At 44.0% G+C, this 20,467-nt stretch carries 22 protein-coding genes and 2 pseudogenes; 9 read left to right on the top strand and 15 right to left on the bottom strand.

What is annotated here, in order from left to right; all coding sequences use genetic code 11:
• The first annotated feature begins 104 nt into the window (after positions 1–104).
• Positions 105–1,487: a hemolysin family protein gene (locus JMN17_RS15755; protein WP_202328508.1), complete on the top strand. Its 1,383-nt coding sequence runs from the start codon at positions 105–107 to the stop codon at positions 1,485–1,487.
• A gap of 12 nt (positions 1,488–1,499) precedes the next feature.
• On the opposite strand, the gene crcB is transcribed toward JMN17_RS15755, so the two are convergent.
• The 3 genes from crcB to JMN17_RS15740 are packed head-to-tail and all read right to left on the bottom strand — an operon-like array spanning position 1,500 to position 2,966.
• Positions 1,500–1,856: a fluoride efflux transporter CrcB gene (gene crcB, locus JMN17_RS15750; protein ID WP_087991212.1), complete on the bottom strand. Its 357-nt coding sequence runs from the start codon at positions 1,854–1,856 to the stop codon at positions 1,500–1,502.
• Positions 1,853–2,248: a fluoride efflux transporter FluC gene (locus tag JMN17_RS15745; protein WP_087991213.1), complete on the bottom strand. Its 396-nt coding sequence runs from the start codon at positions 2,246–2,248 to the stop codon at positions 1,853–1,855. The genes crcB and JMN17_RS15745 overlap by 4 nt, the downstream gene beginning before the upstream one ends.
• Positions 2,235–2,966 (bottom strand): glycerophosphodiester phosphodiesterase, encoded by a 732-nt coding sequence (locus tag JMN17_RS15740; protein ID WP_087991214.1) that lies wholly within the window; start codon positions 2,964–2,966, stop codon positions 2,235–2,237. Before JMN17_RS15740 ends, JMN17_RS15745 begins: the two co-directional genes overlap by 14 nt.
• Positions 2,967–3,199: 233 nt before the next feature.
• On the opposite strand from JMN17_RS15740, the gene JMN17_RS15735 reads away from it, so the two are divergent.
• The 3 genes from JMN17_RS15735 (at position 3,200) to JMN17_RS15725 (ending at position 5,390) form a co-directional block, all read left to right on the top strand.
• Positions 3,200–3,307 carry a YhdX family protein gene (locus JMN17_RS15735; protein ID WP_003224203.1) on the top strand — a complete coding sequence of 36 codons (108 nt, stop codon included), beginning with the start codon at positions 3,200–3,202 and terminating at the stop codon, positions 3,305–3,307.
• Between the two features lie 150 nt (positions 3,308–3,457).
• Positions 3,458–4,573 (top strand): mechanosensitive ion channel family protein, encoded by a 1,116-nt coding sequence (locus tag JMN17_RS15730; protein WP_202328507.1) that lies wholly within the window; start codon positions 3,458–3,460, stop codon positions 4,571–4,573.
• 73 nt (positions 4,574–4,646) lie between these two features.
• Complete coding sequence (locus JMN17_RS15725; RefSeq protein WP_087991215.1) at positions 4,647–5,390, top strand: NAD-dependent protein deacylase; 744 nt, start codon at positions 4,647–4,649, stop codon at positions 5,388–5,390.
• Between the two features lie 25 nt (positions 5,391–5,415).
• On the opposite strand, the gene JMN17_RS15720 is transcribed toward JMN17_RS15725, so the two are convergent.
• Entirely contained in the window at positions 5,416–6,264 is an 849-nt protein-coding gene (locus tag JMN17_RS15720) for a polysaccharide deacetylase family protein (RefSeq protein WP_087991216.1), read from the bottom strand.
• Between the two features lie 283 nt (positions 6,265–6,547).
• Between JMN17_RS15720 and dat the strand changes: the two genes are divergently transcribed.
• Complete coding sequence (gene dat, locus JMN17_RS15715) at positions 6,548–7,396, top strand: D-amino-acid transaminase (protein ID WP_202328506.1); 849 nt, start codon at positions 6,548–6,550, stop codon at positions 7,394–7,396.
• Positions 7,397–7,437: 41 nt separating this feature from the next.
• On the opposite strand, the gene nhaC is transcribed toward dat, so the two are convergent.
• The 4 genes and pseudogenes from nhaC to JMN17_RS21785 all read right to left on the bottom strand — a co-directional run.
• Complete coding sequence (nhaC, locus tag JMN17_RS15710) at positions 7,438–8,799, bottom strand: Na+/H+ antiporter NhaC (RefSeq protein WP_202328505.1); 1,362 nt, start codon at positions 8,797–8,799, stop codon at positions 7,438–7,440.
• Between the two features lie 124 nt (positions 8,800–8,923).
• Positions 8,924–9,424 (bottom strand): universal stress protein, encoded by a 501-nt coding sequence (locus tag JMN17_RS15705; protein ID WP_202328504.1) that lies wholly within the window; start codon positions 9,422–9,424, stop codon positions 8,924–8,926.
• A gap of 490 nt (positions 9,425–9,914) precedes the next feature.
• Entirely contained in the window at positions 9,915–10,580 is a 666-nt protein-coding gene (locus tag JMN17_RS21790) for an alpha/beta hydrolase (protein ID WP_141113391.1), read from the bottom strand.
• Between the two features lie 144 nt (positions 10,581–10,724).
• Positions 10,725–10,907, bottom strand: a pseudogene (locus JMN17_RS21785) (abhydrolase domain-containing 18); the annotation flags it as partial.
• Positions 10,908–11,008: 101 nt separating this feature from the next.
• On the opposite strand from JMN17_RS21785, the pseudogene JMN17_RS15695 reads away from it, so the two are divergent.
• Positions 11,009–11,773: pseudogene (locus JMN17_RS15695) on the top strand (ABC transporter ATP-binding protein); the annotation flags it as partial.
• Positions 11,774–11,817: 44 nt separating this feature from the next.
• Here JMN17_RS15695 and JMN17_RS15690 read toward each other — a convergent pair.
• The 6 genes from JMN17_RS15690 to spaC all read right to left on the bottom strand — a co-directional run bounded on the left by JMN17_RS15690 (position 11,818) and on the right by spaC (position 15,929).
• Positions 11,818–12,438, bottom strand: a complete 621-nt coding sequence (locus JMN17_RS15690; protein ID WP_087991219.1) for an NAD(P)-dependent oxidoreductase — start codon at positions 12,436–12,438, stop codon at positions 11,818–11,820.
• A gap of 38 nt (positions 12,439–12,476) precedes the next feature.
• Positions 12,477–12,602 (bottom strand): hypothetical protein, encoded by a 126-nt coding sequence (locus tag JMN17_RS15685; RefSeq protein WP_087991220.1) that lies wholly within the window; start codon positions 12,600–12,602, stop codon positions 12,477–12,479.
• A 105-nt stretch (positions 12,603–12,707) separates the two neighbouring features.
• The gene (gene sspB, locus JMN17_RS15680) at positions 12,708–12,911 is read right to left on the bottom strand and encodes a beta type acid-soluble spore protein SspB (protein WP_087991221.1); all 204 of its coding nucleotides are present in this window, start codon (positions 12,909–12,911) and stop codon (positions 12,708–12,710) included.
• A 209-nt stretch (positions 12,912–13,120) separates the two neighbouring features.
• Positions 13,121–13,339: a YheE family protein gene (locus tag JMN17_RS15675; protein WP_087991222.1), complete on the bottom strand. Its 219-nt coding sequence runs from the start codon at positions 13,337–13,339 to the stop codon at positions 13,121–13,123.
• Positions 13,340–13,486: 147 nt separating this feature from the next.
• Positions 13,487–14,848: a spore coat associated protein YheD gene (gene yheD / locus JMN17_RS15670; RefSeq protein WP_202328503.1), complete on the bottom strand. Its 1,362-nt coding sequence runs from the start codon at positions 14,846–14,848 to the stop codon at positions 13,487–13,489.
• Positions 14,838–15,929 carry a spore coat associated protein SpaC gene (spaC, locus tag JMN17_RS15665; RefSeq protein ID WP_202328502.1) on the bottom strand — a complete coding sequence of 364 codons (1,092 nt, stop codon included), beginning with the start codon at positions 15,927–15,929 and terminating at the stop codon, positions 14,838–14,840. Before spaC ends, yheD begins: the two co-directional genes overlap by 11 nt.
• A 266-nt stretch (positions 15,930–16,195) precedes the next feature.
• Here spaC and JMN17_RS15660 point away from each other — a divergent pair, with 266 nt between their 5' ends.
• Positions 16,196–17,329, top strand: coding sequence for a DUF445 domain-containing protein (locus JMN17_RS15660; RefSeq protein WP_087991225.1), 1,134 nt, complete (start codon positions 16,196–16,198; stop codon positions 17,327–17,329).
• 92 nt (positions 17,330–17,421) lie between these two features.
• Positions 17,422–17,775 carry a YlbF family regulator gene (locus JMN17_RS15655; protein WP_087991226.1) on the top strand — a complete coding sequence of 118 codons (354 nt, stop codon included), beginning with the start codon at positions 17,422–17,424 and terminating at the stop codon, positions 17,773–17,775.
• Between the two features lie 246 nt (positions 17,776–18,021).
• Here JMN17_RS15655 and JMN17_RS15650 read toward each other — a convergent pair whose 3' ends face one another.
• Positions 18,022–19,095 carry a DNA alkylation repair protein gene (locus JMN17_RS15650; RefSeq protein ID WP_202328501.1) on the bottom strand — a complete coding sequence of 358 codons (1,074 nt, stop codon included), beginning with the start codon at positions 19,093–19,095 and terminating at the stop codon, positions 18,022–18,024.
• A gap of 488 nt (positions 19,096–19,583) precedes the next feature.
• On the opposite strand from JMN17_RS15650, the gene JMN17_RS15645 reads away from it, so the two are divergent.
• Positions 19,584–20,450 carry a Cof-type HAD-IIB family hydrolase gene (locus JMN17_RS15645; RefSeq protein ID WP_202328500.1) on the top strand — a complete coding sequence of 289 codons (867 nt, stop codon included), beginning with the start codon at positions 19,584–19,586 and terminating at the stop codon, positions 20,448–20,450.
• Positions 20,451–20,467 lie beyond the last annotated feature (17 nt).

The following is a 20,467-nucleotide window of genomic DNA, read 5'->3' as shown; positions in this document are numbered from 1 at the left end:
GGGGCCCTCTGCTTAGGCAACAATACACCGCGTACCTCAATGTTAAGGAAAAATGATTATATCAGGAGGTGACTCCTTATCCTTTCATGAGGGGATAAGGTTAAATGGACGATATTGACAGTCTGATTTTAATTGGTGTGCTCATTGCTTTAACCGCGTTTTTCGTTGCAAGCGAGTTTGCGATTGTTAGAGTAAGGAGATCCAGAATTGATCAGCTTATAACAGAAGGAAACAAACGGGCGATACTCGCAAAGCGTGTCATAACAGATTTGGATGAATATTTATCCGCATCCCAGCTGGGCATTACATTGACATCGATCGGACTTGGCGTGCTGGGGGAGCCGGCATTTGAACGGCTTCTGCATCCATTGTTTGAACCGCTCGGCCTGCCGGAATCGGTTTCTCATGCGATCTCTTTTGCGGTCGCGTACGGCCTGATCACGTTTCTGCACGTTGTAGTAGGTGAACTGGCCCCGAAAACGGTCGCGATCCAAAAGGCAGAACAGCTGACCTTGCTGATAGCGGGTCCATTGCGTTTATTTTATTTGCTCCTGTTTCCGTTTATTTGGATCCTCAATGGATCTGCGCGGATTTTATGCGGCTTGTTCGGTTTAAAGCCTGCGTCAGAACATGATGGTTCCCATTCTGAGGAAGAACTCAGAATGCTGTTGTCTGAGAGTTTAAAAAACGGAGAGATTAATCCGTCTGAATATAAATATGTAAATAAGATTTTTGAATTTGATAATCGGATCGGCAAAGAAATTATGATACCGCGAAAGGAAATGGCGGCTGTGTCAACAGAGATGACGATGGCCGAGATGCTTGAAGTCATGCTGAAGGATAAATACACACGCTGGCCTGTGACAGACGGGGACAAAGACAGTGTCATCGGTTTGGTCAATACGAAGCATTTGTTTTCTGATTTGTTGTTTATGACAGAAGAGGAACGAATGAAGATGACGATCCATCCGTATGTGCGGCCGGTAATCGAAGTGATTGAAACCATCCCGGTTCATGACTTGCTGATTAAAATGCAGCGCGAACGCATTCATATGGCCATATTGTCTGATGAATACGGTGGAACATCGGGACTTGTGACGACAGAGGATATTCTTGAGGAAATTGTCGGCGAGATCAGAGATGAATTTGATGAGGATGAACAGCCGCTGATCCAACATCTTGGCGATCGCCATTATGTCATGGATGGAAAGGTTCGGATCGATCAGGTGAACAGCCTTCTTGGTGCAGCGATTCAAGAAGACGTCGATACGATCGGCGGGCTGATATTAAAAGAAAACATCGATATTGAGGCTGGTGAATCCATCCGCATCGGTTCATACACGATAAAGGTGCTGAAGATGGACGGCCGATTAATCAAGCAAATCGAGATAAAAGAAGCAGCAAGCACAACCGGGGTTACCGCGCACCACACGCTGCCGATGCCCGAGCCTGTGATGCTGAACAATGCGACCTTGAGCGAGAAATAAGCTCAAGGTTTTTTACGTTGCAATTGTCCAGCCGCACCAAAACGCCAAAAGCGACCCGCAAAGCGTTAGGGTGATGTACAGAATGCTTTCCATAACGCGTTTGGCCAGCAGAAGCTGAACACTTTCAACGCTGAAAGTGGAAAAGGTCGTAAAGGCGCCGAAAAATCCCGTGCCGATGATGAGGGAGGCCGAAGCATTTGTGACGTGGAGCCCTGTAAACAATCCAAGCCCGAGAGCCCCAAGTATATTGACTGTTAATATGCCAATGGGCAGGCTGGGACCTTTGGTTTTGGCGGTGATGACATTGCCAAGCCAAAAGCGCAGCATCGCGCCAAGGCCGCCCGCTATAAAGATACCCGCCAGTGTCATCTTTCCTGCAGCTCCTTTCTTTGCTGAATGCCTGCTATGCCGCGGCCCGCCAGTACGCCAACCAGCGCAAGAACGATTCCTGATATCAATGAGAGTGCCATATATAAAACAGCTAATGAGGGTTGTGCTTGCAAAAGCATCACCGTTTCTTTAGAAAACGTGGACATTGTTGTAAAGCCGCCGCAAAAGCCGGTACCTAAAAAAACCGGCAGCAGAGGCCGTTTTGCCTTGATCATAAAAAAACCGGTCAGAATACCTAATAGAAGGCTTCCAGCCGCGTTTTCCAGCAAGGTTGCAGCGGGGAACTGATCGGTTTGTATCCACATGTTTAATCCGTATCGGAGGCAGGCGCCAAGCGCTCCTCCGACAAACACCGCGCTATATCTTTTCATGTTTGCCATCCTTTTTGATGAAATCCGGGTAGTCTGTTACGATGCCGTCCACGCCCATGGCTTGTAATTTTGCGGCTGTCTTTTGATTATTGACAGTCCATGCAAACACTTTTAAGCCGTTTTTATGGCCTGAAGCGATCATCAGCCGGTTGAGTCGTGTGTATTTTATATTGACATAGTTTGCGAGAGATTGGCAGGCCTTCAGCTGATTTCTGGACAGCATCCCAAAATTGGGCCTCATAATGACCGCTGTCGGAAACGATGGATAAAGCTCATGAAACCTCTGGACGGAGCGGAACTGAAAGGATTGGACAATATTGTTGATAGAAAAAGAAAATTGCCCTAACAGCTGTCCCACTTCTTCTTCAATTCCGATTTGAGATGGATGGCCTTTTAATTCAATTAATAGGCCGATTTTTTTGTGGTAGCGCTTGAGCACCTTTTCCAAGGTAGGAATACGCTCTCCCTGAAAAGCAGGGCCGTACCAGCTTCCTGCATCGAGTTTCTGCAATTCCTCCAATGTAAAATCTTTAACAAAACCCGATCCGTTTGTTGTTCGGTCAACTCTGTCATCGTGTATCACAACAATCTGCCTGTCTTTTGTAAGCTGGACATCCAGTTCGATCATATCTGCATTCATTTCCGCCGCAAGGTCAAATGCGGCAAACGTATTTTCCGGAGCGTAACCTGATGCTCCGCGATGGGCAATGGTGTACAAGCTAAGTCAGCTCCTCATATGGGCATTTCTGTTATTGTATCAAATCCATATATGCACGGCGATACAAACTGGTGAATTTTTTCTGCCATATCGGAATGGTCCTGGCTGAGAACCGCGTATATCTAAATAAAGACACTCAGCGTATCAGAACATATTTCGTCAGGAAATTAGGCCTTTCGACATATTCACAAAACATTCTGTTACTTTATAATAGCAAAAAAGGAGGCGAGATCATGGGAAAAGGGAGAATCAGAGTGGAAGAAAGAATTAAAGCCGAAACGGATGCTGAAATGCAAAAAGCAACTCTCCTTGATCAGACACAAACGAAAAAAAGTAAGTGACTGTCCCTGTTGAATCTGGCTGAATAGATGAATTGAGAAATGGCCCCGGCGTTCCGCCGGGGTCTTGTGCTGAAAAAAGACATTTAGATGAGCATCTTTACGAATCTTTTAGTATAATAAACATTTGATTTAAATAGAAGGGAGACTGTCATGCTAGATTATCTGCAACAATACTTCACACTTGATAAAATGATACAAATCGGCATCAGCTTGGCGATTTTGCTGGTGTTTCTTATACTCAGAAAACTGTTTACAAGATATTTCTTTCAGTTGCTTTTTAATCTCACGAATCGGCGGAAAACAGAAATTTTCAAACAGGTGGTTGTGGCGTTTGAAAAGCCGGCCAGATGGTTTTTTGTGGCTTTAGGGCTGTTTTTAGCGATCCGGTATTCACCGTTTTTAGACGAACAAATGCCTGTCATCAGCAACATATACCGCTCGCTGATTGTGGCGCTTTTGTGCTGGGGGCTTTGTAACTTGACCGCAGCGTCGTCGTTTATCTTCCATAAGGTGAATCAGCGCTTTGAGCTGGAGATGGATGACATTCTGGCACCGTTTTTATCCAAATTGCTTCGTTTTGTCATCATTGCGCTCAGTGTCAGTGTGATCGCTCAGGAATTCAATTATGATGTCAATGGATTCGTGGCGGGCTTAGGTCTTGGCGGACTTGCTTTTGCGCTTGCAGCGAAGGATACCATCAGCAACTTCTTCGGCGGAATCATTATTATTACAGAAAAACCGTTTACCATCGGTGACTGGGTGGAGACGTCGACGGTAACGGGCTCAGTAGAGGATATTACCTTCCGAAGTACGAGGTTCAGAACCGCACAGGGGGCGCTTGTAACAGTGCCGAACTCTACGCTGTCGATGGAAGCGATCACGAACTGGACAAGAATGACCAAACGCCAGATCACGTTTTCCATCCATGTGTCCTACGCTACGCCGGTTGAGAACCTTGACCGCTCTATTCGTACTCTCAGAACAATGCTCTTAGAGCACGAGGGCGTTGATAATGAAACGATCATGGTCAACTTTGATACGTTTGCCGACAGCTATTACAATTTGTTTTTCAACTTCTATACAAAAACAGCGGTTTGGGCTGAAAACCTCGATATTAGAGAGGATATCAACTATAAAATCATTGAAATCCTTGCCGCAGAGGGTGTCGAGTTTGCATATCCCGGCCAAATGGTTTTTGTGAAGCAAAAGCACCAAAACGATCCGTTCCAAGTGAATGTAAGTAAAGAGGAAAAGGAACGGGCTTAAAAAGGGAAAGACTTCGTCTGACAGAGGCGGAGTCTTTTTCGTGGTAAAATAAGAGAAAAAAGGCGGTGTTAAGTTGGAAGCATTCAGAAACATTTTAAATGAAGCGCAGCGAATTGTCGTGCTGACCGGAGCGGGAATGAGCACCGAATCAGGAATTCCCGACTTTCGTTCGGCAGGAGGCATCTGGACGGAGGATGCCGCAAGAATGGAAGCGATGAGCGTTGATTATTTTTTAAGCCACCCGCGTCAGTTTTGGCCTAAATTCAAAGAATTGTTCCAGATGAAAATGAGCGGCAGCTTTGAACCGAATGAAGGGCACTTGCTTTTAGCTGAGCTGGAGAAGCAAGGGAAGCAGGTCGATATCTTTACGCAAAACATTGACGGCCTTCATAAAAAAGCCGGGAGCAGACATGTGTACGAATTGCACGGGTCTATCCAGACAGCAGCCTGCCCGGCATGCGGAGCGCCATATGATCTCCCTCATTTGCTGGAGCGGGAGGTGCCGGAGTGTACGGCGTCCGGAAAAGATGGTGCCATTTGCAAAACGGTATTAAAAACCGATGTGGTTCTCTTTGGCGATGCCGTCTTGCACTTTGAGACCCTTTATGAAAAGCTGGATCAAGCAGATCTTTTATTGGTCATCGGCACATCTCTCGAAGTCGCTCCGGCAAGATTTGTGCCTGAGGACGCAAGCCGGATTCCCGGCATGAAGAAAGTCATCATTAACCTAGAACCGACGTATTGCGACAGCTTGTTTGACATGGTCATCCATCAAAAAATTGGAGAGTTTGCCCGAAGTTTGGGAATAAAAAAGTGAGGCCGCACTCATGCGCCTCACTTTTTTATTCGTGAACAGGAACCATTGTGTCCTCTAATACCCCAAAGGAATAGCCTTTTTCTTTTAGTTTATTGATTAATACCGGCAGCGCGTTCACTGTAGCCGGAAGATCATGCATGAGAATCACATATGGCCGGCTTGAATGGCTGTGTTCCATATTCTCCAGCTGCTGTAAGACGGCCGTCACATATGCTGAATTCCGGTATTTCCAGTCCATGCTGTCGATGGTCCAATCCCAGTACACAAAACCGTTTTTCTCAAGATTGCGGATTTGTGAGGAGGTCAATGACGGCTTGCTGCCGTATGGCGTTCTGACAAGATCGGTTTTATATTCTGTAATGTCTTGCAGCGTGTCACGCGCCTCTCGCATTTCTTTTAACGGGGATGTCGGTGTTTGGTAGAATAGTTTATTATTATGGGTGACGCCGTGTAAACCGAGTGCATGGCCTTCCTTTTCTGATCTTTTCACAGCTTGTTTGAATTCATTCATCCGCGGTGACAGCATAAAAAATGTCGCTTTTACATCAGCGCGCTTCAATACGTCGAGCAAGCGGTTTGTATAGGCTGACGGGCCGTCATCGAAGGTTAGGTAAACCGTCTTATCTCCCATGTTCTGTTTCGTCTGCAGATGTTTTATCAGCAGATCGGGGGAGTCGTTTTTCAGCTTCAGGCTTTCCTTCTCATTGCGAAGCTCGCCGTTTGTTGTGACAGTGACTTCCTTTGCTTTCGTTGAGCTGTTGGAATAAACCAACATCACCATAATCAAAAGCAGCACACACAAAACTGCTAAACTTGCAAATTTAAAGGCAAGCGAAACTGCAGAAGGAGAAGCGTCTCCTCTCGTTTGTCGCATAACAATCTCTCCATTGGCATAAAATCTCTACATACCGCTATACAGCAGGCAGCTTATCAAGATGCATAAGTTTACAAATTATGTATTACGAGTCAAGTATACAGGAATAAAAATGGGAAGAACATAGAAAAAATGTCGAAATGTCAGATTTTAAGGAAAAAATAAACTCCTTCCCGCTATAGATCTCTTGTTCTTTCTGTTTTTCAGCTCATCCAATATGGTAGAATAAGTGACAATGACAGCTAGAAAAACTTCAGGGAAATCTCGAAAAGGGAGGGCTATTATGAAGGTTTTAGTCAACGGCCAGCTGATCAAACGCAGCGAAGCATCAATCGATTTGGAAGATCGCGGTTATCAGTTTGGCGACGGTATTTATGAGGTTATCAGGGTGTACAAAGGGGTATTGTTCGGCTTGCGCGAGCATGCGGAGCGTTTTTTCAGAAGTGCGGCTGAAATCGGAATCTCACTCCCGTTCAGTATAGAAGATCTCGAGTGGGATCTGGAAAAGCTTGTTCAGGAGAATGCGGTCAGTGAGGGAGCTGTATACATTCAGACGACAAGAGGTGCGGCGCCGCGAAAGCACCAGTACGAAGCTGGACTTGAGCCGCAGACGACTGCTTACACATTTTCTGTGAAAAAACCGCAGCAAGAACAGGCGTATGGAGTGGCAGCCATTACAGATGAGGATCTTCGCTGGCTGAGGTGTGACATTAAAAGTCTGAATTTACTGTATAATGTCATGGCGAAGCAAAAGGCCTATGAAGCTGGAGCTTTTGAGGCCATTTTAATTAGAGACGGTGTTGTTACGGAAGGTACATCCTCTAACGTTTACGCCGTTATCAACGGGACGGTGCGAACGCATCCGGCTAACCGGCTCATTCTTAATGGCATTACACGGATGAATATTTTAGGGCTGATTGAAAAGAACGGGCTCAAGTTTGATGAGACGCCTGTCAGTGAGGAAGAGCTGAGACAGGCAGAGGAAATCTTTATCTCGTCAACGACGGCAGAGATTATTCCGGTCGTGACGCTCGATGGGGACTCAATCGGAAACGGCGAACCCGGACCAGTGACAAAACAGCTTCAGGCTGCTTTTCAAGAAAGCATTCAGCAGGCAGCAAGCATTTCGTAATGACGCATAAAAAAGAGCCCGCTTTGCAAGCGGAGCTCTTTTTATTTTTTAATAAATCCAACCAGAATTGAGATCATCGGCGATATATAAAGGAAGAATGCAAACGGGATATAGTTTATGACGGGAACGCCAAGCGCGCTCGCCATAAAGGCTCCGCATACTCCCCAAGGGATCAACGGATTCATTAATGTCCCGCCATCCTCTAAGGATCTGGAAAGAAATTTTCGCTGGATGTTTTGTTTGTCGTATAAGGTTTTAAATGATTGTCCCGGTATTAATATTGATAAATACTGTTCACCGGTTGCCAAATTGACGCCGATGCTTGAACAGACAGTCGCCGCAATCAGCTGGCCTTTCGAGCGGATGCCTTTCATGACACCCTCCAATAGCGCGGAAATTAACCCGATTTTCTCCATCAATCCGCCGAGTGCAAAAGCAATCATAATGAGCGAGACTGAGCCCATCATGGATTGCAGTCCGCCTCTGTTGATAATTTTAGCGGCAGCCTCATTGTCAGTTTCGAACGCCGTGCCATGTTGCAAAGCTGTCATAAATGCTTGCATGCTGCTGTCAGGTACAAAGATAGCAGTCAAAATTCCCGAGGAAATAATTCCTGCAGTCAGAACGGGAATCACGGGCACACGCTTAACCGCCAGCAAAACGACTAAAAGAGGTGAAAGAAGCGCCCATGGCGTCACATTTGCGGCATCCTTGATGCCGGTTATGACATGTTGAATATCATCGGTTGAAGCCGTGTCCGCTGATACTGATAAACCGAGAAAGTAAAACAGCACGACGGTGATGAGCAAAGCCGGAATAGTAGTGCCCATCATATGCCGAATGTGTTCAAAGATCGGTATTTCGCCTATGCCGGCGGCAAAATTGGTTGTGTCCGACATCGGCGACATTTTATCACCAAAGCATGCGCCGCATATGACCGCGCCTGCCGTCCATTCAAGCGGAACGCCGGCCGCGCTCGCCACGCCAATCAGTGCGACTCCAATCGTGCTTACAGTTGTCAGGCTTGAGCCGACAAGCGTGCTGATGATCATGCAGGAAAACAAAGCCGTCAAAAGAAGGTGGCTGGGTTCAATAAAGGACAGGACGTAAACTGTTACGGACGGTATTGCGCCGCTGTACATCCAAGCGCCGATTAAGATACCGATCAGCGCCAGTACGATAATCGGCTGTACGCCGTTCTTGATCCCATCTGTAATCCCTTTTTCTAGGGTTTTCCAGGAAAAACCGAACCATAAACCGGCTGCTGAAAGCATGACAACACATAGAAACAGCGGGATATGCGGTTCTGTATGAAGCAAGAATAAGCAAGAAATAATGATGCCTAACATAAATATAAATAAACCGAGGGCTAACGGAAATGTCAGCTTTTTTTGAGAATCCAAAATAACACCCCATATGATCTTTAATGCTTTTGTGCTTTTGGGCACGAAAGCATTATAACAGAAAAAAACGAAAATCTATGTTTTTTCACAATTATGACTTTAAAAAAGCGAGCACTGGGCGTGCTCACTTTACAATCAGGACGGGTATATCCGATTTCGCTGAAAGTTTTTCACTTACACTTCCGAATAATAACTTTTTCAGCTTGTTTTGATCTCTGCTTCCGGTTACGATCATATCAGCAGAAATGCGGTTCGCATACTCGATAATGGATTCAGCCGGATCGCCTTCTACTATATCTATATCCCCATTGGCCTGCTGGTCATTGAGCATCATTCTGGCTTCGGCGATGACTTCTTCCGTACGGTCCTCGTAGATGATTGGCTCAGTTGGTGCGACATCTGATATCAGCGGATCAGGAACACTCGTCATGCCTCCGCCCATATAACTTGCTCCTGCTTCGGGCCTCGGCGGGTCGATGATGGTCTGAGTGTCTTTCATATCATGTGAATGGGCGACGGTAATGGCGGCATCTAGGGTTTTAGCAAGATCAATGGCTGTCTGAAGCGCTCTCTTACTATTTTCACTCCCGTCAAATGCAACGATAATACGGTCAGCATGAAACATCATTTTCACCCCTTCAAAAACGTCTTACAAGACAATACCCGGATTTGAGAACCATTAACCTTTTCCTTATCAAGTGAAGATTGATATAATTTGTTATTCTTTTATCAAAAGGTTCTAAGATGACTGCTGGCTCGTCCCAGAATGTCAACATGATAATTTTTTCAAAAGCCTTTCTCATTTAATTCCCTAGACAGACAAGTGAAGACCACGTAACTCTTCATTTTCAGATAAAGTAAAATTCATTCATACAACATCAACATCTAAAGAATCATTTTTTTTGAGCTTCTTCTTTAGTAAATGCTTGACTAACAACTATGATACCGGTCTCTTTTTGAACCAAATCAGATATACATTTCAACTAGACTGAATCACCCTCAATCATCACTCTAATTTTATCCATAACATTCCCCTTGCAAATTGAATGTTTTTACGAGTTTCATAGAATGCAACTCATTAACCAAAGCAACGCAGTGAGTATAAGCATCTTAATCTACCTTTTTATTTGATTTCGAATGAAGGAAAGCGTATCATTTGCCAGCTTTTTGCGACAAAGAACAATACCGGAATGACCACAATTATAGACATATCTTTTGGGTTTCTCCCAACTTTCCCATAAATAATCTGCATCTTTTAAGTCAATATATTGATCATGTTTAGCAGAAATCAGCAGAATGTTATCTTTATTAACTTTCGGCAAGGCTTGGCTAGGATCAGTGATATTCCAATAATTAATTAAATCTTCATAGGTCACACCATTTTGTTCTAATTCCTCTCTTATGAATTTACCTGGGATCGTGTTCCATATCGAATAAGAAAGGCGATTGGCATAAAAGATTGATACTACTGCATCAATTTGAGATTCTAGGGTAGCAATTAGATTAGTAACCCATCCCCCTAAGCTTACTCCCACTATGATAACAGGGCCTTTTTTATTTGCTTTTATCCAGTGAATTAACGCACGTAAATCTACAATGGCCTGTCTTGTCGACTCAATTGTACGATCAATATTTGCACTAATCATCAATTCGCCACTATACAGTGAATTTTCCGGTTCTCTTTCAAAATGGTATGGAAGAGAATAATAATACATATTCCAGCCTAAATCGTTCATGATACGATTATGAAATATTTTTTTGATCCTATTGTACGAAACCATACGCCAGCCGTGTACAAAGATGACATTGGGTTGATCTATATCATTTTCATTTAAAAAAACCTCCCCTTTTAAAGTATCATTAACAAGATTCCCAGATTGAATTAAGGATTCATAACTAAATGGTCCAACCCTATAACTTTCTTTAGATTCATTCAAATCAATGGAAACATCAGCTATATTTGCACTGTAAAATTCCTCTCTATTATCTATATCGGCTGTAAAAGCAGCAGAAAAATGTTTATCTTTGCTTCTTTTTCTGTGTAAATCATATAGGGCAAAACGATCTATCATTTCTGAAAAATGCACTTTAAAGTCCTCCTTGATTATTAAAAATATGGTGTTTCTCTTTTATGTTTTTATCCCTCAAAGCTGCTTAGGCATTTAAAGCCAGCCGCAGCATTTTTCCTAATTTGGTTGTTTAAACGAGTGAACCGGCGAAGGAGCGCGCGCTGGGGCGGGTTGAATTTCGTAATGTGTCATTTGCATATCATGACGGTGAAGAGGTGTTAAAACATATTTCTTTTACCGCGCAAAAAGGCGAAACCGTAGCGCTCGTTGGCCATACCGGATCAGGAAAAAGCTCGATTTTGAATCTTCTGTTTCGTTTTTATGATGCGCAAAAAGGGGATGTTCTGATTGATGGAAAAAGCATTTACAACATGTCAAGACAGGAACTCAGATCCCATATGGGCATTGTGCTTCAGGACCCTTACCTATTCTCGGGCACGATCGGTTCTAACGTAAGCCTTGATGATGAAAAAATGACCGATGAAAAGATCAAAAAAGCACTGCGGCAAGTCGGGGCTGAGAGCCTTTTGGAAAAGCTGCCCCAAGGCATCAATGAACCCGTGATTGAAAAAGGGAGCACGCTATCTTCTGGAGAGCGGCAATTAATATCTTTCGCAAGAGCTCTGGCCTTTGATCCCGCCATTTTGATCTTAGATGAAGCAACGGCGCATATTGATACAGAGACAGAGGCCGTGATCCAGAAGGCGCTCGATGTCGTGAAAAAAGGACGCACCACCTTCGTCATCGCCCATCGGCTTTCAACAATCAGAAACGCGGATCAGATTTTGGTCCTTGATAAAGGAGAAATTGTTGAGAGAGGGAACCATGAGGAATTAATGGCCGTCAAAGGACAATATTATCAAATGTATAAGCTGCAAAAAGGCAAGAAACATTCCATAGCATAATGCTTACAACCCCAAAACAATCGTGTTTTGGGGTTGTTATGTAATTAATAAGCCAGTCCGGCACGATATCCGGCATACTCGCCTGTAATGAGCTCATGATATAAAAAATCAGCTGTATCGCCGACCGTAATGCTTGTACCGCCCTCCGGCAAAACGTTACGCTCCACACGGTAATCGCCGGTTGCTGCTCGGTCCGGGAGGTAAGTGGGGCAGATGATTGTCCAGTCTAAAGAGGATTCTTTTAGCATTTCGTATACTTTTGCATGCTCCTTGGCTGCTCGGGTTAGCTTTCGTTTCGATTCACTTGTTTCAAACCGGTACTTTCCCGGTTCATATCGGGAATTAAGAATGCCTGCGGTGCCGATCGTAATCACCCGTTTGATATGCTGTTCTTTCATAATGGCGATTATATTTGCCATCGCTACAGACAAGGTATCATCACCATCTGTGCCGAGACAGCTGATCACGATCTCAGCATCCTTCATCACTTTTTTTACATCTTCCCGGCGGCGCGCATTCCCTATGACGATCCGGTCTTTTGAAAGGGGGAGCTCAGCATGATGAGATCTGACCAGAGCGTATATATCAAATTGTTCATCTGCGGCAGCTTGTTTTAAAAAAGCTTGTCCGACGCGGCCGCTGGCTCCAAATAAAGCGATTTTCATCAAAAAACCTCCTTGCCCCTCATTATAAAAGGATGCTCTCAGTTTGAACAGCGCGGGAAAGAATACCTGTACAAATAGGCAGAACGATGGGAAACATATTCATGAAGCATGGATATACTGACGAACTGAACCAGCTCCCAATTCACAATGGCAATGAAGGCCACCTTTATTTCCTCCCTTTTTTTCTAGGATATGTGAAGTGGGAAAAAAGGGTGACAAATAGAAAGAGAGCGCGAAAACCGCGCCCTCTATAGCCATATATTGAGTTGTTATTGAACGTTGCCGCCCATTTGCTGCTGAGCGAAAGAGACTAAACGTTTAGTGATTTCTCCACCGACAGAACCGTTAGCGCGGGAAGTTGTATCCGCTCCAAGGTTAACGCCGAATTCAGAAGCGATTTCAAGTTTCATTTGATCGATAGCCTGAGCTGCGCCAGGAACTACTAATTGGTTTGAAGAATTTTGGTTAGCCATGTGTAAAATCTCCTTTTTGTTTAGTATGGTTGGGTTAACTGGAGTTGCACCAGTCTGTGGACCCGTCTCGGGTGTCACTGCCGCCTGGGCGTAACCCAATGCTTTGCCGGCTTGTTACTAGTATTATGTTAAAATGGCCGGATACGCATACGGAAAATTGAGTGGTAAATGTTGAGAAAGCATAAAAAAGCTTAGCCGTTCAGGCTAAGCTAGTCATAAATATGAAAAAGCATCAGTTCATGTATTTCGTTCGTAAGAGCAGGCTTGTCAGCGCGGGCGGGAAACATATCTCCCCATTCAATTTCTCCGCTTTTATGATAGATGCCCTCATAATGGGTTCCTTTATAATAAAACGAAATTCTCCATCCCGGAAGCTTTTCTTTTTGAAACAAAGGTTTCCAGCTGAAATGAGAAATCATGACGGCCACGCTCCTTAACATTGATATCAATTGACCTGATGACGAACGAATTATTTTCATTGTATCACTGTTTTAGAACATCATTAAGGTCTTTGTGATGCAGTTTGTCCCAGCGATGGATAAAGATAAGCCCGCTTTATCAAAAAAGCGGACAGATTACGAAGGCCATAGCGCTTCAGGGGTGGTGATCGCCTTCTCGGATAAATATGACGCGTACTCAAAGCTTCTTCGTTTTGTCAGAGAATCAACATGATGCAAATTCGGATGAGAAAAAATACTGCGGCCCGGACGCGAATTCGCTTCAAACATCCATACTTTACCGCTTTGATCAATGCCAAAATCGAAACCGATCTCCCCGATAAACCCCTCGATATGATCGTGAAGCACATGGCTTGCCGTCAGTGCGGCCGCGGAAAGCTTTTTAATGACCTCAATTCTTTCAGCGGGAACATCGTATACTTCTGCAAGTGTTTTTACGATTCCGCCATTAGATAGATGTGTTGTAATGCTGTTTTCTCCGGAAATTTTTACTGCTATTGCAGTCACTGTCCATTTCCCTTTTCTGTTTTTATTGGTATGGACACGGAAATCCGCTGGTTTGCCTTGAAATTCAATCAGATCCACACCTTGCTGAATGAGAAAGTCAGACAGGTCGTGCTGTTTTTGAAATTCTGCCAGAAATGAGGCGGCGTCGGAATAATCGATAGAAGAAAATGTTTTGGCGTCATTCGTATGTTTCACCATCAGGCCATCGTCTGTTTTTGTCAGCTGATAAATTCCGGTGCCGAGTGCTCCGTTCGCTGGTTTGATATAGACTTTTTTGTATGCATCACAGAGCTCATCAATCCGCTCCTCAGATGGCGTAAGCTCGGATTTCGGCAAAAATGGGGCTGTTCTCGGATCTTTTTCGAGCAATTGATGAACGCTCCATTTATTAAAAAATGTTTTATTAAACCATGGAATTTGATATTCATCGATCAGTCTCTTTTTTGTATGCTGCAAGAGAAGCGAATCTTCAATTTTTCGGTTTGGCAAACGGTCATAAACGACGTTCGGCAGCGGGACGATTTTTTTCTCCCAGCCGTTTTCCCTGTATAGGAGCCCCTCAATCGTGCCTTCCTCCCAATTGATTTGGTGAGCGCCAAAAACGAAGCAGTAGCCTCCAGCTTGCTCGTGTAATGTGACAAGCTTAGAAAAAAAGAGGGAACGATCTTTAAAAGGGCGTTCAAGAGATACGGTAAACCCCGCCGTAAAAATGCCGATTAACGGCCCGATATGTACCGTATGATCATGAATCAGAATGTCAGCCCTGCTTCGATGGGGAAGAAAAAGCTCGTGAAACAGATTTTCAGAGAGAAGTACGGTTTGTTCTAAATGCCGCCTGTAAGAAACGTGGCATCTGACAACCTTCGTCCCGAACGCGGCATGCAAGAGACCGTCTCGCTTCAGCGAAGAGGGCAAAATCAGGGTATTTTCACTCGTTTTGTCTATGCCGATCAAAAACTGTTTATGATTCACGCGGAAGAACTCCTTTCTGGCGTTTCTCAGAAAACAGATATTGGCAGCGCTTTAGGGGACAAGTGTACAGCTGATCTTTTTGCTCGGGAGAGACACGCAGAATTGACTTTCTGCCTGGTTTGGAATTAATATCTAAGATCCAAATTCTCCCGTCCTTCGCAAGGCATATATCGAGACCAAGTTCAAACAGCGGCCCATAGCGCTCGTCAAGATAATACGGAACCGACTGGGTAATCGAGAACACGTCATCAAGTAAGACTACTTGCTGTTTTTTCGGTATATCTTCAAACCAAGAATCGAATGTCAGCGCATCAGACCCGCCTGACAAATTGGCCAGCAGCCCGTGTTTGTATCCGCGTCTCACGGCTTTTCCGACTGTATTCCATTCACCTGCTTCGTTTTTTTCCATGAACAGGCGAATATCACACGGGTATTGTTCTTTATCTTGAATATTTAAATAAGGCTGAAGCAAATAGTGATGCTGAAGCACTTTTTTGCACCATGTTTTAAAAGAAGCATGGTTGGAAAAGGTTTTTGTCTGCTTATCCTTTCCGATGTGATACGTGGCGGTTATGTTTTTCTTACCGAGATCCAATAAAATAACGCCTCTGCCTCCTGCGCCGAACGCCGGTTTTAAGATGCAGGCTTTTTCCTTGGATAAAAAGGAATGGATTTGTTCATAGCGGCTTACTTTCATCGTCTCCGGAATATAAGGATTGATCACAGCGTGCTGCTGCAAATCATGAAGGACGGTCCATTTATCAGGAAGACCCCGCCCGATGAATTCCGTTTTCGGATATTTTTTGAGCCACTCAACAATCGGCTTCGCTTTTTGGGATTGTGAATCCTTGCCATAAAAACAGCGGTCATAAATATAATCTGGAATCGCCAATTCAGTTTCGTTCCAAGTGCCGCTGGCCGAATGATAGACCGATGCTTTGACACGCAAGGTGTCAGGTGAAATATCAAACGGTGTAAAGCGGATGAATCGTATGCCGAATTCGGGTGCTCTTTCGGCCAGTTCTGCGGAATAATCCGCTTCATGCTGGCGGGATAAGGACATAAAACCGAGTGTTATCATGATGAGACTCCCCCTTTTATTCAAAAGCTGCCGGCGGGTGTCAGCAGCTTTACGGTAAAAACATTCAGGACGAACGCAGCTGACGGTATTCTACTTTACAGATTACGATTCTTCACCTTGCCCTATTCCAGATGTACAAGCTGATTTTCTGACAACACGAATTAGTCTCCTCGTTTGCTAAGTGATTGCATCAGCCTCTATAATACGAATAGGTACATGATCTATTAGAAAAAAGATGAAGCACAGATGGAGGAAGATGAATAGGAATGGGTATTGCAGGAACCTTTATTTTTATGATTGTGATCGGCGCTGTCATTGGCGCAGTTACCAATCATTTAGCGATTCAAATGCTATTTAGGCCATATAAAGCGTACTATTTGTTTGGGAAACGAGTCCCTTTTACCCCCGGACTGATTCCGAGAAGACGGGATGAACTTGCAAAACAAATGGGACTGATGGTCGTCAATCATCTCTTAACCCCTGCGGGTATTAAAAAGCGGCTCGTCTCCGATACAGCCAAAAAACAGGCTCTTCAAGTTGGGGAACAGCTGATTCAAAAGCTGTCACTTTCTGAAATGACAGTAAAAGAAGCGCTTGAAAAAGCCGGAGTTAAGCGTCCTGATGAAGCGGCAGACGCATGGATCAGCAGCTGGACGGATGATAAGCTGAATGAGCTTTTCCGCCAATACGAGCACCAATCATTAAAAGAGCTGGTGCCTTTGGAAGTGCAGGAAAAGCTTGAGGAAAAGATTCCGATGATTTCAGGATATATATTGTCACGCGGTGTTCATTATTTTGAAAGTGATGAAGGGAAAATCCGTCTCGGCAATATGATTGATGACTTTTTAAAAGAGCGCGGCATGCTTGGAAGCATGGTGCAAATGTTTCTAGGCAATACAAGCCTTGCAGATCGCGTGCTTCCGGAGCTTCTCAAGTTTTTGCGGAATGAGGAGACAAAAAAACTGCTTTCTGATCTCTTGAAAAACGAATGGGGCAAGCTGAGGGAGTATACGTTCTATGAAGCAGACGAAAAGTGGAATGCCAAAGCGCTCATTTTCAGCCTGAAACGAAGAGTGCTGCAAACATTTTCGACGGCTCCTTTCTTCGACAATACGATTGGCACCCTTACCCTCCGTTATGAATCTGAGCTGACCCAGCAAATGCTTCCGGCATTGTTAGATACATTACTTGAAGGGGTTTCGGCCAATCTTGAAAGTGTCTTAAAACGGATGCGCCTTGAGGAAATCGTCAAGGAGCAGGTGGATCAATTCCCGGTGCAGCGTCTTGAAGAAATGGTGCTGTCCATTTCAAAAAAAGAATTTAAAATGATTACCTATTTGGGAGGCCTTCTAGGTGGAATCATAGGTGCGGTTCAGGCATTGTTTGTCACCCTTTTTTAAGAAGAAATGATTGTTGATTAATGAAAGGTGCTCCATAGTCTGTTATAGTGGAGTGGTATGTCAAACGGCAACGATGAAAGGAGCTATTCACAATGGCTAGTAATTTTTATGATGTAGCGTATGAACTGGAAAAATCATTACGCGGGAGCGAAGAGTTCACCCGTTTAAAAAACCTTTATGATGAAGTAAACGCAGATGAATCTGCAAAAAGCATGTTCGAAAACTTCCGTGATGTGCAGCTTAGACTCCAGCAAAAGCAAATGGCAGGAGAAGAAATTACAGAAGAAGAAGTGACGCAGGCTCAAAAAACAGTTGCGCTTGTACAGCAGCACGAAAAAATTTCTCAGCTGATGGAAGCGGAGCAGCGCATGAGCGTGCTGATCGGTGAATTAAACAAAATCATTATGAAGCCTTTAGAAGAGCTATACGGTAGTGTCGAAGGCTAATCGGCAAAATCCCTTCTTGGAAAAGAAGGGATTTTAGCGTGTCGACAAACCCTCGCATTCGTTGTCAAGGATGCGCTTCGGTGCTCACGAATTTCAACATTCGCTGTGCTCCGATGCTCGCCTTTCCTAGACTTCAATGGTTTTCAATCACGCTGAAAAGATGACAAAATCCTAAAACGAAAACCGTTTTAGGATTTTGTCAACATCTGAAATCCCTTCTTGGAAAAGAAGGGATTTTTTATTGATTCAGCAAACTTGGAAATTCAATGAATCTTTTACTTCTCCATTGATGATCACTGATAATGTATGGATTCCTTTGTAATGCTTTCTGGTCGTCAGATCCTTAAAGGATTGAATTCTTGTGTATGACTTAGTTTCATTTTTTCGTATATTTGTTTCTGAAATTTTAAATACTTTTTGATGACGCTGACCCCTTGCTTTTATAAAATCAATTGCGTACTCAATTCTTACTTTTTGATCCCTTTCTGAATGAATATAGAAAGAGAATTCGAGGTTTTCGCCAATGGCTATACGGCTGGATTGGCATGTTAAATCATGTAATTGGATCGAATCAGCATTTTCATAACCAAAAAGCTGTAAGGCCTGTTTATCGCCCTTTTTTAATAAGGTTCGATAGGCGTGTTTGATGATCCAATCAGTGTAGGGGTGTGTTCCGTGCCATTGATCTGCGATTTTTTTCAGCAAATGAGGATGCGTTTTTGATATATCATTAAGGCTGTTGGCCACGCTTTTCCTTACATACAAGGACTCGTCCTGCATCAGTTTCTCAAGGATCGGCAGAACGGGGGAAGGGTCCGATTTTAAAGCGGGTATTGATTTTCCCCATGGCAGGCGGGGCCTGCTTCCTTCGCTCGCAAGTCTTCTCACGTGTTCATTTTCATGCTCAGACCATGCAAGCAATTGTGCGATCATTTTTTCTTGATCTAAAAGCAAAAAAGGCCTCACAGCAAATTCTGAGGTAGAATAGTGTGTAAAGTATTCCAACGCCTTTATTGATTCTTCCCAATGCGCTAACCCGTACTGTTCCACATAATCAGGGAATAGAATTCCGCTGAGTCCTTTGAAATGAGGGGCTGCATTCCGTAAAATTGCGAGCGCTTCATCGTAATGTTTTGGCAGCGTTTCGTATAAGGAAGCTGTAATGCGGTGCATCCGCTCTTTTAAAGCGAGTTCAGGCCAGTCTTCCTGCAGCAATTGTTCCTCGAATCTGTCTTGGTTAAAATCAGGACAAGATGCCTTTATATGGTGTATCAATTGAGATATCAGTTTTTCATTGTATATTTCTTTTAAGTCAGCCACCTGATCACCGCTTTTTTGTTTATTATATATATTATATGGGAATGTATGTTCCGAATTAAGTGATCTATTCCAAAAATTAACAACAGATCCTACCTTACTATACATCACTCGGCTGCTTTTTTTAGTTAAAAAAACCCTTGTCATCAGCAAGAAAAACTGAGATAATAGCATTGAAAGCGCCTACACTTACCTGGTTTCAATTGGATACGGTCGCATATCATGCCGTTATATAGAGGGGATAAGCAACAGAGAGAGTAAGTGTTCGGAGCGCGTCATTGGTCAAACAAGGGGTTCCTGATACATGATTTTTCGTAAATCGAAATAACGATATTAGGGAGAATGGCAGCTTCGATCGTATCCTATCATCATGCCATACATAAAGTCTGCTGAGTCAGGCTTTTTTTGCTTGGCAGAAAAGGTTGTTCTAAACACAGAGACAGGGTCATATCCTATACACAAGTACAGTCATCAAGGAGGGGGACATCTCTGTGTCAAAACAATTGCTTGCCTTAAATATAGATGGAGCGCTTCTTCGGTCGAACGGAAAGATTCATCAGGCAACGAAAGACGCGATCGAATATGTTAAGAAAAAAGGGATTTACGTCACACTCGTAACCAACCGTCATTTTCGTTCAGCACAGAAAATAGCAAAATCGCTGAAGCTTGATGCCAAGCTGATCACTCATAGCGGGGCATACATCGCTGAGAAAATAGACGCTCCGTTGTTTGAAAAAAGAATTTCTGACGATCACACCTTTAATATTGTTCAAGTGCTGGAGAGCTATCAATGCAATATTCGGCTTCTTCACGAGAAGTATTCGATCGGAAACAAGAAAAAGGTGAATTCAAATTTATTGGGGAAAGCACTCATTCATCCGTCTGATCCGATCTTTTATCCAGTCCAGTTTGTAGAATCATTAAGCGATCTTCTCATGGATGAGCCGGTGAGTGCGCCTGTCATCGAGGTGTACACGGAGCACGACATTCAGATTGACATTACAGAAACGATTACGAAAGCCTTCTCTGCTGTTGACGTTATTCGCGTAAACGATGAGAAGCTGAATATCGTCCCGAAAGGTGTCTCGAAGGAAGCGGGTCTGGCCCTCGTCGCTTCAGAGCTGGGTTTGACTATGGAAGATGTAGTGGCCATCGGGCATCAGTATGACGATCTCCCGATGATTGAACTTGCCGGTCTTGGGGTAGCGATGGGAAACGCCGCTCAGGAGATCAAGAGAAAGGCTGATTGGGTCACAAGGTCCAATGACGAGCAGGGTGTCGCTTACATGATGAAGGAATATTTCCGAATGCAGCAGCGAAAAGGATTTCTTGATAAGTTCCACATGAAACGTGTGTAAATAAAGCCGCTCGCGCC

The organism is Bacillus sp. RHFS10 (assembly GCF_016757475.1).
GTDB classification, from domain to species: Bacteria; Bacillota; Bacilli; order Bacillales; family Bacillaceae; genus Bacillus; species Bacillus subtilis_G.
This window is presented reverse-complemented; position numbering and strand designations above follow the sequence as displayed.